The organism is Bradyrhizobium sp. (assembly GCF_035652035.1).
Lineage (GTDB): Bacteria > Pseudomonadota > Alphaproteobacteria > Rhizobiales > Xanthobacteraceae > Bradyrhizobium.
Genome location: NZ_DASREO010000085.1, coordinates 29,904 through 44,706 on the forward strand (window position 1 = coordinate 29,904; position 14,803 = coordinate 44,706).

13 protein-coding genes are annotated in these 14,803 nt (G+C 62.9%); all 13 read left to right on the forward strand.

The window, feature by feature from the left end; all coding sequences use genetic code 11:
- The first annotated feature begins 21 nt into the window (after window positions 1-21).
- Window positions 22-453, forward strand: a complete 432-nt coding sequence (locus tag VFB05_RS22610; RefSeq protein WP_325016374.1) for a CBS domain-containing protein — start codon at window positions 22-24, stop codon at window positions 451-453.
- Between the two features lie 102 nt (window positions 454-555).
- Window positions 556-1,572, forward strand: coding sequence for a 2-dehydropantoate 2-reductase (locus tag VFB05_RS22615; protein WP_325016376.1), 1,017 nt, complete (start codon window positions 556-558; stop codon window positions 1,570-1,572).
- A 116-nt stretch (window positions 1,573-1,688) separates the two neighbouring features.
- Window positions 1,689-2,681, forward strand: coding sequence for a nitronate monooxygenase family protein (locus tag VFB05_RS22620; protein ID WP_325016378.1), 993 nt, complete (start codon window positions 1,689-1,691; stop codon window positions 2,679-2,681).
- A gap of 131 nt (window positions 2,682-2,812) precedes the next feature.
- Window positions 2,813-3,781: a quinone oxidoreductase family protein gene (locus VFB05_RS22625; RefSeq protein ID WP_325016380.1), complete on the forward strand. Its 969-nt coding sequence runs from the start codon at window positions 2,813-2,815 to the stop codon at window positions 3,779-3,781.
- 25 nt (window positions 3,782-3,806) lie between these two features.
- Entirely contained in the window at window positions 3,807-4,589 is a 783-nt protein-coding gene (locus VFB05_RS22630; RefSeq protein ID WP_325016382.1) for a transporter substrate-binding domain-containing protein, read from the forward strand.
- A gap of 222 nt (window positions 4,590-4,811) precedes the next feature.
- Complete coding sequence (locus VFB05_RS22635; protein WP_325016383.1) at window positions 4,812-5,081, forward strand: hypothetical protein; 270 nt, start codon at window positions 4,812-4,814, stop codon at window positions 5,079-5,081.
- A gap of 167 nt (window positions 5,082-5,248) precedes the next feature.
- Window positions 5,249-6,703, forward strand: a complete 1,455-nt coding sequence (locus VFB05_RS22640; protein ID WP_325016385.1) for a HAMP domain-containing sensor histidine kinase — start codon at window positions 5,249-5,251, stop codon at window positions 6,701-6,703.
- The gene (locus tag VFB05_RS22645) at window positions 6,688-8,055 is read left to right on the forward strand and encodes a sigma-54 dependent transcriptional regulator (RefSeq protein WP_325016387.1); all 1,368 of its coding nucleotides are present in this window, start codon (window positions 6,688-6,690) and stop codon (window positions 8,053-8,055) included. The genes VFB05_RS22640 and VFB05_RS22645 overlap by 16 nt, the downstream gene beginning before the upstream one ends.
- Window positions 8,056-8,162: 107 nt before the next feature.
- Window positions 8,163-8,891, forward strand: coding sequence for a hypothetical protein (locus VFB05_RS22650; RefSeq protein ID WP_325016389.1), 729 nt, complete (start codon window positions 8,163-8,165; stop codon window positions 8,889-8,891).
- Between the two features lie 48 nt (window positions 8,892-8,939).
- Window positions 8,940-9,578, forward strand: a complete 639-nt coding sequence (locus tag VFB05_RS22655) for a hypothetical protein (protein WP_325016391.1) — start codon at window positions 8,940-8,942, stop codon at window positions 9,576-9,578.
- A 47-nt stretch (window positions 9,579-9,625) separates the two neighbouring features.
- Window positions 9,626-10,912, forward strand: coding sequence for an MFS transporter (locus VFB05_RS22660; protein ID WP_325016393.1), 1,287 nt, complete (start codon window positions 9,626-9,628; stop codon window positions 10,910-10,912).
- A gap of 18 nt (window positions 10,913-10,930) precedes the next feature.
- Window positions 10,931-12,184: an arsenic transporter gene (locus tag VFB05_RS22665; RefSeq protein WP_325016395.1), complete on the forward strand. Its 1,254-nt coding sequence runs from the start codon at window positions 10,931-10,933 to the stop codon at window positions 12,182-12,184.
- 150 nt (window positions 12,185-12,334) lie between these two features.
- A complete protein-coding gene (locus VFB05_RS22670; RefSeq protein ID WP_325016397.1) occupies window positions 12,335-14,632 on the forward strand; it encodes a heavy metal translocating P-type ATPase in 2,298 nt (765 codons plus the stop codon).
- The last annotated feature ends 171 nt before the right edge of the window (window positions 14,633-14,803 follow it).

Below are 14,803 nucleotides of genomic sequence, written 5' to 3' on the forward strand. Positions count from 1 at the left end.
GCTGACCCTGAGGAGCTTGCGATGAAAGTCGGAGACATCCTGCGCAAAAAGACCGCGCGTATTTCCACCATTCGAATGAACGAGACCGTCGCCATTGCCGCGCAAGTCATGCGCGCCAGCAATGTCTCTGCCCTCGTCGTCAAGGACGTCGTGCGTACGGAGGGTAACACCGCCGTCGGCATGTTCACCGAACGCGACGTCGTGCGTGCCATCGCCGAGCACGGCGCGGCCGGGGTCAACCTGAAGGTTTCGCAGTTGATCTCGGTGCAGCAGCTGGTGTGGTGCTCTTCCGACGACACGCTCGAAGACGTTCGTCATCTGATGAACCAGCATCACATCCGCCATTTGCCCGTGATCGACAATCACAGCCTGTGCGGTGTCGTGAGCATTCGCGATATTTCGACGGCGTTTGACGAAGAGGCGATGGCCACGGTGTTCGCCGCTTCGGCCTAAGCCGCCTTCCCTTTCAGTCCATTTTCCAGCGCGGAAATTTCGTTTCTGCGCAATACGGTGACGTGTCCAAATTTCACAAGTTCAGCTTCGAAGTGGGGTCCCATGAAGGTTTGCATTTACGGCGCCGGCGCGATCGGCGGTTATCTCGGGGTCGAGTTCGCACGCGCGGGCGCCGATGTGAGCCTGGTTGCGCGCGGCGCGCATCTTGCGGCGATGAAGACAAATGGATTGAAGCTTCTGATCGGCGGTGAAGAGCGCGTCGTGCATCCGCGCTGCACCGATAACCCGGCCGAACTCGGCCCTCAGGATTTCATCATCATCTGCCTGAAGGCACATTCCATCACCGGCGTCATTGAGGTGATGAAGCCCTTGATCGCGCCGCAAACCCGCATCGTGACCGCCGTCAACGGCATTCCCTACTGGTACTTCTACAAGCACGGTGGTGCGTATGAGGGATCGACGCTGGAGAGCATCGATCCCGGCGGGCGGCAATGGCGCGAGCTGGGGCCCGAGCGCGCCATCGGTTGCATCGTCTATCCCGCAACCGAGATCGTCGCGCCCGGTGTCATCCAACACGTCTACGGTGACCGTTTTCCGATCGGCGAGCCTTCGGGCGAGACGACGGAAGACGTCACCCGCCTGTCCGCATTGTTCAGCGCGGCCGGCATGCAGGCGCCGGTGCTCGACCGCATTCGCGACGAGATCTGGCTGAAACTCTGGGGCAATGTCTGCCTCAACCCGATCAGCGCGCTGACGCACGCCACGCTCGACGTGATCTGTTCCGATCCGGCGACGCGCGCGCTGTCGAAGGCGATCATGATCGAGAGCCAGACGATCGCGGAGAAGTTCGGCGTCAGATTCCGCGTCGATGTCGAACGGCGGATCGAAGGCGCGCGCAAGGTCGGCGCGCACAAGACCTCGATGCTGCAGGACCTCGAACGCGGACGGCCGATGGAAATCCAGCCCTTGGTCTCGGTGGTGCAGGAAATGGGACGGCTGACGGACACGCCAACCCCTGCCCTCGACGCCGTGCTTGCGCTGGTGGTTCAGCGTGCGAAAGTCGCCGGACTTGGCTGCACGCCTGCTACGGTCGAGGCGAAAACGCCGGCGTTTGCCTGAGTTCGCCTGATCACCCCCGCCATGCAGCGCCGCCGTAGACAATTCAAGGCTGCGGCGGCATCCTTCCTCCGAAATCAAGAAGGCGCACTGACAGGTGTGCGGCTTTCGGAGGAAAAATGCTCAAAACCCGATTTACCGAACTTGCCGGCGTCGACCATCCGATCGTCCAGGGCGGCATGCAATGGGTCGGCGTCGCCGAACTGGTTTCGGCGGTGGCGAACGCAGGCGCGCTCGGCTTCATCACCGCGCTGACGCAGCCGACGCCGGAAGACCTTCGAAAAGAAATCGCGCGTTGCCGCGACATGACCGACAAGCCGTTCGGCGTCAACCTGACCATCCTGCCCTCGATCAAGCCGCCGCCTTACGCGGAATATCGCCAGGCCATCATCGAAAGCGGCATCAAGATCGTCGAGACCGCGGGCAACAAGCCGCAGGATCACGTCACCGAGTTCAAGAAGCACGGCATCAAGGTCGTGCACAAATGCACCAGCGTCCGCCACGCACTGTCGGCCGAGCGCATGGGGGTCGATGCGATCTCGATCGACGGCTTTGAATGCGCCGGTCATCCCGGCGAGGACGACACCCCCGGCCTGATCCTGATTCCGGCCGCCGCCGACAAGGTCAAGATCCCCATGATCGCATCGGGCGGCTTTGGCGACGGCCGCGGCCTTGTCGCAGCGCTCGCGCTGGGCGCCGAAGGCATCAACATGGGCACTCGCTTCATGGCGACGCGGGAGAGCCCGATCCATCAGGCGATCAAGGAACGCATCGTCGCCAACGATGAGCGCGAGACCGAGCTGATCTTCCGCACCATGCGCAACACCTCGCGCGTCGCCAGGAACGCCATCTCCACGAAAGTGGTCGCGATGGAGAAGGAAGGCGCAGCCTTCGAGCAGGTCCGCGAACTCGTCGCCGGCAACCGCGGCAAGATGGTCTATGCCACTGGCGACGCCGACCAGGGAATCTGGTCCGCAGGCCAGGTGCAAGGCCTGATCCACGACATTCCGAGCTGCGCCGAGCTCATCTCGCGCATCGTCCGCGAAGCAGAGACCATCATTCAAGGCCGGCTGGAGGGCATGATGTCCCCTCGCCGTCAGGCCGCGGAATAAGGAACTAAGGGCTCGTCATCGCGAGGAGCAACGCGACGAAGCGATCCAGTCTGATTGAAGAGATTCTGGATTGCTTCGCTTCGCTCGCAATGACGGGTAAATACTGGACGCTCCAACGAGGAAACAACCCCATGAAGGCCTATGTCTACGGCGCCAATGGCGCTGAAATCGCCGATGTCGCCAAGCCAGCTCCTAAGGCTGCGCAGGTGCTGGTTCGCGTTCACGCCTGCGGCCTCAACCGCGCCGATCTCGGCATGACCAAGGGACATGCGCACGGCAGCGCGGGCGGCGTCGGCACCGTGCTCGGCATGGAATGGGCCGGCGAGGTCGCCGAACTCGGCCCCGACGCCAAGGGCGTCAAGGTCGGCGACAAGGTGATGGGTTCGGGCGCAGCGGCGTTTGCCGAATATACGCTCGCCGATCACGGCCGCCTGTTCCGCGCGCCTTCGAACATGAATTTTGACGAGGCCTGCACCCTGCCGATTGCAATCACCACCATGCACAACGCGGTCGTCACCGTCGGCGCTTTGCAGGCGGGACAGAGCGTGATGATTCAGGGCGCAAGCTCCGGCGTCGGGTTAATGGCGATGCAGATTGCAAAATTCAAGGGCGCCAAGCTCGTGGTTGGCTCGTCGACCGACGCCACCCGCCGCGCGCGGCTGAAGGAATTCGGCGCTGATCTCGCAGTCGACTCCAGTGACGCCGGCTGGGTTGATCAGGTCTTGCAGGCAACCTCGGGCGAAGGCGTCGACCTGATCGTCGATCAGGTGTCGGGCAAGGTCGCGAGCCAGAATTTAAAGGCGACCAAAATCAAGGGCCGCATCGTCAATGTCGGCCGCCTCGGCGGCACACATGCCGACTTCAATTTCGATCTGCATGCGGCGCGGCGGACCAATTATATCGGCGTCACCTTCCGCACCCGGTCCATCGAGGAAATCCGCGAGATCTTCAAGCTTGCAAGCGCCGATCTGTGGCCGGCGGTAGAGAGCCGCAAGCTGCAATTGCCGATCGACAAAGTTTTTGCCTTTGACGATATCGGCAAGGCGTTCGCGCATATGGAAGCCAACAAGCATCTCGGCAAGATCGTCGTGACCTTTTAGCAAACAGTTTTCCGTGGAGTTTCCCATGAGATCCTGGATCGTCGTGATGGCGGCATCGGTTACTCTTGTAGCCACCGCATTCGGCGCCTTCGCAGAAGATGCAAAGGCGATATTGGCGCCGAATGGAAAACTGCGCGTCGGCGTTTATCTCGGCAGCCCCACCTCGCGGGTCGTCGACCCCAAGACCGGCGAGAGCCACGGCCTGAGTTTCGAACTGGGCAAGGAGTTGGCCAAGCGGCTCGACGTCCCCTTCGAGCAGATCGACTACAAGCGCATTTCAGAGATCATCGAAGGCATGAAAGCGGGCGACGTCGACTTCACCATCAGCAACTCGACGCCGGCACGCGCAGAGTTTGTCACGTTCAGCCAGACGCTGCTGACGATCGAACTCGGCTATCTCGTCGCCGCCAACTCGCCGATCACGGCCATTGCCGACGTCCAAAAGTCGGGCCTTCGCATCGGCGTGACGAAGAACAGCACATCGCAGGGCACGATTCCGAAGTTGCTGCCGAATGCGGTGGTCGTGCCTGCGGAGAATTACAAGCGCGGCATTGAAATGCTGGAGCACGGCGAGATCGATACTTACGCCACCAACAAGCCGACGTTGTTCGAGATGTCGGACCAGATGCCGGGGTCGCGGATCCTGGAAGGGCGATGGGGCGAGGAACATCTTGCGGTCGCAATCCCGAAAGACCACGCCGGCGGACTGGATTATATCAAGAGCTTCGTCGAGGATGTGCAGAAGAGCGGCCTTGTCGAGCGGCTCGCCGCACAAGCGGGGCTCAGGGGCGCCGTGAAAGCGCAATAGGCAAGAGTACCGAAGCGCCGCGAAACGGACCTCGCGAAAGTCCTTATCGTCACTGATTTCTCAATGCCGATCCAGGATTTCGTGTCATGTCGATGACATGAACATCACAAGCTTGAGCAGTCTGCTTATCGTTCAGGCAAAACCGAACGATCTATTCATTGTGGATTAATTTCGAGGCGGGTAGTGGTGCCGCCGGGGGACTACCACAAATTGGAGAATATCGTGAAAAAGCTTGCTTTAGCCCTGTCCACCGGACTTCTGGTTACCTCGCTCGGGGCCTCGGTCGCGAATGCGCAGACCATGCGAATGGAAGCAGCGGAACATCCGCGAATCGTGCGCGCCATTCAGAACCTCGAAGACGCAATCGCCTATCTGGAAGCCGCACCGAATGATTTCGGCGGCCACAAGGGTGCGGCGATCCAGGCCTCGCGCGCGGCGATTTCCGAACTGCGCGCCTCGCTCGCGTTCCGTGCCCAGATGGATCGGCGCTAGTCGATATTAGAAAACCAGGTTATTGGAAAACCGAGGCTCCAGACCGGCGGCGAAACAACGTCGCTGGTCTGGGGCTTTATGCCCCCGGCAATGACCTTCCGCTCCGATAGCGATCGCCTCATATTCGTATAGATTGGCGGTTCGTGTCATTTGCACCGGGAATTTCGATGCGATCTCTCAGGTCGCGACTGCTGGCGCTCTGGATCATGCTGGTCCTGTCGGGTACGGCGACCGCATATCTCCTGTTCGAGTCGTTTCAAGAGACAACGAATGCACGCGTGGCACGCTCGGAAGAGTTGGTCGCACGGGCCTGCCGTGATATCGCCGACCGCTATCAGTTCTTCGTCTCTGGCTGGGCCGGCGGGCCAATCGACGACCGACTTCGGCAGCAACTGGCAACGGTGGTACAGGCCGCCCTCTCTACCGCCACCGGCGTCGAGGGCGGCATCTGGCAAGCCGATAAAGGTTCGCTCGCATACGCCTTTCCTTCCTATGAGGGGACCGGTCCGAAGACCGATCTTCCGGCCGCAGAGCTGAACACGATCCGTGACGTCAATGCCGAGGCTCTGCGTTCCGGCCGACCGGCCGGCCTGCGGCAGCCCGCACGCTCGCAGGTCCTTTTGGTGCACGCCTGCCCGCTGCGCGGACCGCTACAGGGCACCACAGCCTGGAGCATGACGCGCGCCCAAACCGCGGAGGGACCGGCCTACACGCAATTGCTGGCCGGGCTGGTCGTGCTGGCACTCACCATTTTCGGCTCGGCTATCTGGCTCGCTCGCGTGCTGCTCTCGTGGTCACGGAAGATCGCGACGCTGGAGAAGGCGCTGGGGAGACGCGAGAGCGGTTTGGTCGATCTTCCAAGACTTCCGCGCACCGGTGAACAGGAGCTCGACAGGTTGGTCGATGCACTCAACGAGACCGGCGAACGGCTTGCGCAGGAGCGCAGCCGCGCGAGCACGGCCGAGCGTCTGGCCGCCGTCGGACGGCTGTCGGCGGGACTTGCGCACGAAATCCGCAATCCTATCGCGGCGATGCGGCTCAAGGCGGAAAATGCGCTTGCTGCAAGCGATGACGCCCGCAAGGGAGCTGCGCTGGATGCGATCCTCAAGCAGGTCGCGCGGCTCGACACGCTGCTGCGCGACCTCTTGCAAATGACCCAGGCCGGCGAGCCCAAGCCGAGAGATGTCGAACTCGCGTCGTTCCTGCAAACGACGATCGAGCCCCATCGGGAGCTCGCGGCGGCGAACGGAGTGTCGATCGAGGCGGGAACCGAGGAGCCCGACAAACCGTTACCTTGTTTTGATCCCTTGCAAATGCAGCGCGCTCTCGACAATCTCATCCTGAATGCAATCCAGAACACGCCCGCCGGCGGCCGCATCGACGTGAACGCCCGGCGGCAGCAGGACGCGTTGTTGCTGAGCGTAACCGACAGTGGGCCAGGGGTGAGCCAGGACATGCGCGAACGCTTGTTCGAGCCGTTCGCAACCGCACGTGCCGACGGCACCGGGCTCGGACTTGCCATCGTGCGCGAAATCGCGCGTGCCCACCGCGGAGACGTTCGCCTTGTATCCACCGAGCGCGGCGCACGGTTTGAGATCGAGATGCCATGGCAAACGTCCTGATTGTCGACGATGATCCGGCCCTGCGTGAGGGACTCTTCGAGGCATTGACCGACCTCGGACACACGGCGCAGACCGCATCGTCCGGACGCGAAGGTCTGGCCGCCCTGTCCGAGACGGTGGAGGCGGTGCTGCTTGATCTCAATATGCCCGGCATGGACGGCATCGAGGTGCTGCGCCGCATCCGCGCGCGGGAGAATCCACCTGCCGTGGTGGTGCTGACCGCCTTTGCGAGTGCGGAGAATACCATCGAGGCCATGCGGCTCGGCGCATTCGACCATCTCACCAAGCCGATCGGGCGCGACGAGCTGAGGACTCTGTTGACGCGCCTGCCCTCGCGACAGCGCCCCGCCGCCACGACTGCCACGGCCAGTCTCGACACGCTGATCGGATCGAGCGAGGGCATGCGGCGGGTGCAGAAAGCGATCGGGCTCGCCGCCGATACCCAATCGACTGTTCTCATCTTTGGCGAAACCGGAACCGGAAAGGAGTTGGTGGCGCGCGCGCTTCACGTGCACAGCCAGCGTAAGGATGGGCCCTTTATCGCGGTGAACTGCGCGGCCATCCCGCCGGACCTGCTCGAAAGCGAACTGTTCGGGCATGTCAAGGGTTCGTTCACAGGCGCGGTCGCCGACCGCACCGGTGCGTTCCGCGACGCCGATAACGGTACGCTGTTCCTCGACGAGATCGGCGACATGCCGCTTGCAATGCAGGCGAAGATTCTGCGGGTCTTGCAGGAACGGATGATCACCCCGGTCGGCGGCAAGCCGGTCCGCGCCACGGCGCGGGTCGTGGCCGCAACCCATCGTGACTTGTCAAAGCTGGTGGCGGCGGGTGAGTTTCGCGAAGACCTCTACTACCGGCTCAATGTCGTTCCGATCGCGATCCCGCCGCTGCGCGAGCGACCGGCCGACATCGTGCCGCTGGCGGAACACTTTGTGTTGCTGTCGGCCTCACCGGGACAGCCGATCAAGCAGCTCGGCCGCGGCGCGATCGACAAGCTCACGCGTTACAACTGGCCTGGCAATGTCAGGCAATTGCGCAATGTCGTCGAGCGGGCCTGCGTGCTGACCAGAAGCCACACCATCGAAGCCGACGATATCCATACCAGCGCCGAGGAAACTCATCGGCTTCCTGCGGGACCGCCCACGGGCGACCTGCCGACAGCCGTCGCGCAACTTGAGGAAGCGATGATTCGGAACGCGCTCGCGGCCTGCGGCGGCAACCGCACTGAAGCGGCGCGGCGCCTCAATATCAACCGCCAGCTTCTCTACACGAAGATGCAGCGCTACGGCCTGAGCTGCGGCGACGCGTCAGAAAACCCGACACCCAGCGTCGGCAAAGACGACGATTGAAGCCCCTCCTCCGCTGTTAACTCCTTCATAAGCAAGCAATTCAGCTTTGGCACGGCCATTGCTGATGCTTTCGCATCGGCGATGAGATCGCCGTTCGAAGGAGCTTGATGATGAAACTGACAACGAAACGAATACACGCGCTTGCGTGTGCGTTTCTCGCCGCGACCGCTATCGGCGCGGGAACAAAAGCCTATTCACAGACAGTCGGAACAGTCTGGGATTCCTCGCAACTGCCGGAGTCGCGCGGCCGGGTGAAACAATACACGCTGACCCCGCGAGGTGACGTTGACGGGCTGATTCTCGCCGACGGCACGGAAGTGAAGCTGCCGCCGCATCTCTCGGCCCAGATCGTCTATGCGATCCGCCCGGGCGACGAGGTTTCGATACGCGGTCTTCGTGCGCGGGCTGTTGCGCTGGTCGATGCGGCCTCGATCACCAATATCTCGACCGGCAGAAGCGTCGCCGACAATGGACCGCCGCGTGGTCCAGATCGCGGCGGCATGCAGCAGACCTATAGCGGCCGGATCACCACGACGCTGCACGGCAAACGCGGCGAAGTGAACGGCGCGCTGTTCGACGACGGCACCCAGCTTCGTCTGCCGCCGCCGGAAGCCGAGCGCTTTGCCGACTGGTTGCAGCCCGGACAGATGGTGTCCGTCCGCGGAGAGCTGCTCGATACGGCGCTCGGCCGAGTGGTCGACGTGCAGGCGATTGGTGCTTCACCCGGTCAGATGACCGAGCTCGACGGACCGCGTCCGCCGCGTGGCCCCAAAGGTCGTCCGGAGGGCGGCCCCGACCGGTTCGCTCCGCCGCCTCCGCCCCCGCCGCGCGGCTGAGACCGATAGCGACATTCAAGACCCAACAAACCAGAAGAGGAGAACAACATGCACTGGATTGATCCCGATTGCCTGCCGGAAGTGAAAGGCACCGTCGAACGCTTCCTTCTCAACCCTCACGGCGAGATCGATGGATTCGTCATCACTGACAACACGCAAGCGTCCGTCCTCGTTCACACCCCGCCGCACATGGAGGCCGAGCTGACCCGCCAGATCAACGCCGGCGACGTGGTCGGCGTCCGCGGCGTCCGCCCGCGCAAGGCAGATCTCATCGCGGCGGTCGCGGTCACCACGGCCAGCGGCGCTGACATCGTCGATCGGGGGCCCGATCACGATCGCGAACATCCCAGGATCGAGAAAAAGAAGATGTCGGCGGAGGGAACCGTGCGGCTGTCGCTGTTTGGCCCAAAAGGCGAACTTCGCGGCGCGCTGCTAGCCGATGGCACGGTTGTCCGTATCGGGCCGAAGGAGGCTGAACAGGTTGCGAAGCTTCTGGCGCCGAACGCGAAGATTGCCGTGAAGGGTGATGGCCTCGAGACCAAACATGGCCGCGTGCTGCATGCGAAGGAGATTGGCAGTGGCAGCGGCGACCTTCGTCCGATCAAGGAGGCCAAGCCGAAGCCAAAACCCGGGCACGACCCCAAGCACGAGGCAAAGCCAAGGCACGATCGCGCCGAACACGCCTGAGGCAGTGACGCGAAATGCGATAAGTGGAATCGAGGTCGAGGTTCGGCATGTCTACGGATTCAGTATCAACACAGCGTGCCAACCGCGCCCTCGATGCCGCCAATTTCTTCCTGGCCGACGTCCGCGATGGCTTGGGGCCCTATCTCGCCGTCTATCTCCTGACCGAGCAGAAATGGGACGAAGCCAGCATCGGTGTCGTCATGTCGATTGCCGGCTTTGCCGGCATTGTCGCGCAGACACCGGCCGGCGCTCTCATCGATGCAACAAGGGCAAAACGTCGGGTGATGGCGGCTGCGGCGCTGATCGTCACCTGCGCCTGCCTGATCCTGCCGCTGTGCCCGGGCTTCTGGCCTGTTGCGGTATCGCAAGGCATCGCGCATGCGGCGGGCGTGATCTTCCCACCGGCGATATCAGCGGTTTCGCTCGGCGGCGTCGGCCACCGCGCTTTCACGGGGCGAATCGGCCGCAATGAAAGCTTCAACCATGCGGGCAATGCTACGGCCGCGACGATTGCGGGCATCGCGGCCTATTTCTTCGGCCCGCAGGTCGTGTTCTACCTGCTCGGCTTCATGGCGATCGCAAGCCTCGCCAGCGTGCTTGCGATCCCGGAACAGACGATCGACCATGATCTCGCGCGGGGACTGCATGAACGTCGGACGGGCGCCGATGACGCCGCGGAGCAGCCATCGGGCTTGAGCGTTCTCCTGACTTGCCGTCCGCTTCTGATCTTTGCCGTTTGTGTCGCCCTGTTTCACCTTGCGAATGCGGCGATGCTGCCGCTGGTCGGGCAAAAGCTGGCGCTGCAGGACAAGAATCTCGGCACGAGCCTGATGTCGGCCTGTATCACCGCCGCACAAATCGTGATGGTGCCGATGGCGATGCTGGTGGGCGCGCGTGCAGACCGATGGGGGCACAAGCGCTTCTTCCTCGCAGCCTTGCTGATCCTGCCAATTCGCGCCGCGCTCTATACACTGTCCGACAACAAGGCCTGGCTTGTTGGCGTGCAGCTTCTCGACGGCGTCGGCGCCGGCATCTTCGGCGCGATCTTTCCGGTGATCGTGGCGGATCTCATGCGCAACACCGGCCGTTTCAACGTTGCGCAAGGAGCGGTCATCACGGCGCAAAGCATTGGCGCCGCGCTGTCGACCACCCTTGCCGGTCTGGTCGTGGTGAAGGCGGGCTATAGCGCCGCCTTCCTCGCGCTTGGTGCGGTCGCGGCTGTCGGCTTCGCCGTTTGCTGGTTTGCCCTGCCCGAAACGCGCTTGAAATCCGCCGCGGTCTCAAGCCAAACAACAGGGAAACCGCTCCCGCCGTGCGACACCGCGGCGGGGTGATTTGGAGACGACAGAACGATGCTTTCGCACGAATACCTTCTGGCATGGATCATCATTGCCGCGGCGACCGCCGGCGTGATCATCAGGCCGTTTCGCCTGCCGGAAGCGATCTGGGCCGTCGCCGGCGCCGCCGCGTTGGTGCTTTGCAACTTCCTTGACCCGAGGGAGGCGTTGTACGGCGTCGCCAGGGGCCTCGACGTCTACTTCTTCCTGATCGGCATGATGCTCACCGCCGAACTCGCGCGCGGCGAAGGCCTGTTCGACTATCTGGCCGCCTTCGCGGTCGAGCATGCGCGGGGCTCGCCACAGCGGCTTTTTCTTCTGGTGTATGCCGTGGGCATCCTCGTCACCGTGTTGCTCTCCAATGACGCCACGGCAATCGTGCTGACGCCCGCAGTCTACGCCGCGACCCGCGCCGCCGGCGCCACCCCCCTGCCCTATCTCTTCGCCTGCGCCTTCATCGCTAACGCCGCAAGCTTTGTGCTGCCGATCTCCAACCCGGCCAACCTCGTGGTGTTCGGCGCACGCATGCCGCATCTGTTCGAATGGCTGCGCCAGTTCACGTTGCCTTCGCTCGCTGCTGTCGTTGCGACCTATATCGTGCTTCGCCTTAATCAGCGCCGCGCGCTCGCCGATGAAAACATCGCAAGCCGCGTACCGCATCCCAAGCTCGGTCGCGCCGGCGGGCTCACCGCCATCGGCATTGCAGCGATCGGTGTCGTGCTGCTGACGGCTTCGGCCCTCGACGTGCCGTTGGGATTGCCGACCTTCATCTGCGGCGGCGTCACGGCCGCCCTTGTGCTCGTCCTGAGCCGCCAGTCGCCCTGGCCGGTGATCAAAGGCGTCTCCTGGAGCGTGCTGCCATTGGTTGCCGGTCTGTTCGTGATGGTTGAGGCGCTCGTCAAAACCGGTGCGATCGGCGAGCTCAGCGCGTTCCTGCAGGGGATCATCGACAGATCGCCGAACACGGCCGCCTGGGGTGCCGGAATCGTCACAGCGATCTCCAGCAACATCGCCAACAACCTTCCCGTCGGCCTGGTCGCCGGTTCGGTCGCAGCCAACGACCATCTTCCTCCTTCCGTCCTGAGCGCGATGTTGATCGGCGTCGATCTCGGACCCAATCTCTCGGTCACCGGGTCGCTCGCGACGATTCTGTGGCTGGTGGCGCTGCGACGGGAAAAGATCGACGTCACGGCCTGGCGTTTCCTGAAAGTTGGCGTGCTGGTCATGCCGCCCGCGTTGCTGGTAGCACTGGCAGCAACTGGCTGGTGAAACGAGGCGACAATAGTATCCATGTCCAGCTGGGCTGGATCGGCGGCCGCGGGCGTTCACCCACCCGGCTCATCACGTTGATATCGATCAAACCTGTCCGACTGATCGCGGCGATAATCTGGTCGCGTCTCATGCGCGGGCGAACCGAGAATGGCTTGGCTATGGTCTGAAAGATTCCTGCGGCGTGCGCTGATCGCCGTCGCAATCGTTGGGCTGCTCTTCGGATTTGTCGCCTGGCTCGCAAACAGGCGCGATGTGGCGGAATGTTGCTGGATCGGCGGAACAATCCCGGTCGTAATCGTTCTGCTTGTCTCGATCGTGCGCGACTTCGCGGCCGGCCGGATGGGTGTTGATTCGATCGCCCTCGTTTCAATGGCGGGCGCGATCGTGCTCGGTGAGGCGCTGGCGGGCATTGTCATCGCCATCATGTATGCCGGAGGCAACGTGCTTGAGGACATCGCGGTTGCGCGAGCCCAGCGTGACCTCAGGTCGCTGATTGACCGCGCGCCGAGAATTGCTCATCGCCGCGACGGATCGACCATCACCGATACGCCGATCGAGCAGGTTGAAGTCGGAGACATTGTTCTGGTCCGCAGTGGCGAGGTGGTTCCGGTGGACGGCGCCGTTACCAGCGCGGAAGCGACGATCGACGAGTCGGCGTTGAGCGGCGAGCCCATTCCCGTGTCGAGGGGCTGCGGAGAATTGGCGCGCAGCGGTTCTCTGAATGCGGGCGGACCTTTCGAGATCCGGACGTCAGCGGCCGCTGGCGAAAGCACTTACGCCGGCATCATTAGAATGGTGAGCGCAGCCGAGAGCGCAAAGTCACCTTTCATCCGCATGGCGGATCGATACGCCTTGCTGCTGTTGCCGATGGCCCTGCTGGTCGCCGGTGGCGCCTGGTTTTTCTCGGGTGATCCCATTCGCGCTCTGGCTGTGCTGGTCGCAGCGACGCCGTGTCCGCTTATTCTCGCAGCTCCGGTTGCCTTCATTTCGGGGGTCGCTCGGGCTGCAAAGCGCGGGATTCTCGTCAAAGGCAGCAGCCCCCTCGAAGCGCTTGCCCAGACACATACGGTGATGTTTGACAAGACCGGCACACTGACGGTCGGCGGCGCCCGTCTTGTGGCCATCGAAGTTGCTCCCAACCATCAAGCAGATGAGGTGCTCCGCCTGGCGGCCTCGCTGGAGCAGGCGTCGCATCACGTCGTTGCCGCAGCCATCGTCCAAGCCGCCACGGCACGGGTTCTCAAACTGAGCGCCGCATCGCAAGTCCGCGAAACCGCAGGCGCAGGTCTCGAAGGCATGATTGACGGCAGGATGATCCGGGTCGGATCGCACCAGCTCGTGGTCGGATCTCAAAAGCCCGAAGCCTGGGTGGTTCGGGCTCTTCGACGCGGCGCGTGGCGCTCGGCCCTCACCGTATTCGTCGCCGTGGACGGTTTCACCATTGGCGCCTTGTTGCTGGGTGACGAACTTCGGCGTGAAACACCGCGCGCCGTTCAAGCGCTGCGATCGGCCGGAGTATCCCGGATTGTGATGGTGACGGGCGACCGGGCAGAGGCAGCCGAAACGATCGGCGCCGCGCTTGATCTGGATGCGGTTCTTTCGGACCGTGAGCCGGCCGACAAGGTCGACGCTGTCGCGACCGAAAAACGCCGAAACCTGACCGTCATGGTCGGGGACGGCATCAACGACGCTCCTGCTCTGGCGGCCGCAAATGTCGGCATCGCACTTGGCGCACGGGGCGCGAGCGCGTCCTCGGAAGCGGCCGATGTCGTCATCCTCGTCGATCGTGTCGATCGTATCCCGGACGTGATCAAAATTGCGAAGCGGACCCGATCGATCGCCTTGCAAAGCATCGTATCGGGGATGATGCTGTCCGGCCTTGCAATGGCCTTGGCCGCGATCGGATGGCTGCCACCGGTCGGCGGTGCCCTGACGCAGGAGGTCATTGATGTCGCGGTGATCCTTAACGCCCTGCGTGCGCTGAGCCCCGGCCGCGCAAACGGTCGCCGAAGGATGCCGGCTGCGAAGGCGGGCTCTCTTCAAGCGGATCACGCGCAAATGGAGCCGACGCTCGATCGCCTGAGAGAGATTGCAGATGCGCTGGACCAGGCAGAAGCGGCCAGCGCAGTCGCCTTGATTGCGGAAGCGGATTCGATCGTCGCAACAAAGATCGTGACCCACGAGCAGGACGACGAGAGTGAGGTCTATCCGCACGTCGCAAAATACCTGGCAGACCGGCATGGGCTCGGAGCCATGAGCCGGGCGCATCGCGAGATCATACATCAGTCGCGCCTGTTGCACCGGCTCGCTGACGGTCTAAGCGCTGAAGATATCGATCCCTACCTGATCCGGGATGCCCAGCGGGTCATCGAGTCGATCGAAGCTCTTGTGCGCATCCATAACGCCCAGGAAGAGGAAATCTATGAATATGCGATCGGGGCGTAGCTGAAAGCCGGGAGTAAAATCATCGACATCCCTGCTGATTTGCGCATCGCGCTGCGACGGGAAAAGATCGACGTCACGGCCTGACGCTTCCTGAAAATCGGCGCTCTGGTCATGCCGCCTGCGTTGCTCGCAGCGCTCGCGATGGCCGTCTGGTGAATGCAAGGATGGCCT

Coding starts and splice junctions, on each gene's coding strand:
- VFB05_RS22610 (WP_325016374.1), top strand. CDS start 22: ATGAAAGTCGGAGACATCCTGCGCAAAAAGACCGCGCGTATTTCCACC.
- VFB05_RS22640 (WP_325016385.1), top strand. CDS start 5,249: ATGCGATCTCTCAGGTCGCGACTGCTGGCGCTCTGGATCATGCTGGTC.
- VFB05_RS22645 (WP_325016387.1), top strand. CDS start 6,688: ATGGCAAACGTCCTGATTGTCGACGATGATCCGGCCCTGCGTGAGGGA.
- VFB05_RS22620 (WP_325016378.1), top strand. CDS start 1,689: ATGCTCAAAACCCGATTTACCGAACTTGCCGGCGTCGACCATCCGATC.
- VFB05_RS22665 (WP_325016395.1), top strand. CDS start 10,931: ATGCTTTCGCACGAATACCTTCTGGCATGGATCATCATTGCCGCGGCG.
- VFB05_RS22670 (WP_325016397.1), top strand. CDS start 12,335: ATGGCTTGGCTATGGTCTGAAAGATTCCTGCGGCGTGCGCTGATCGCC.
- VFB05_RS22650 (WP_325016389.1), top strand. CDS start 8,163: ATGATGAAACTGACAACGAAACGAATACACGCGCTTGCGTGTGCGTTT.
- VFB05_RS22615 (WP_325016376.1), top strand. CDS start 556: ATGAAGGTTTGCATTTACGGCGCCGGCGCGATCGGCGGTTATCTCGGG.
- VFB05_RS22625 (WP_325016380.1), top strand. CDS start 2,813: ATGAAGGCCTATGTCTACGGCGCCAATGGCGCTGAAATCGCCGATGTC.
- VFB05_RS22630 (WP_325016382.1), top strand. CDS start 3,807: ATGAGATCCTGGATCGTCGTGATGGCGGCATCGGTTACTCTTGTAGCC.
- VFB05_RS22660 (WP_325016393.1), top strand. CDS start 9,626: ATGTCTACGGATTCAGTATCAACACAGCGTGCCAACCGCGCCCTCGAT.
- VFB05_RS22655 (WP_325016391.1), top strand. CDS start 8,940: ATGCACTGGATTGATCCCGATTGCCTGCCGGAAGTGAAAGGCACCGTC.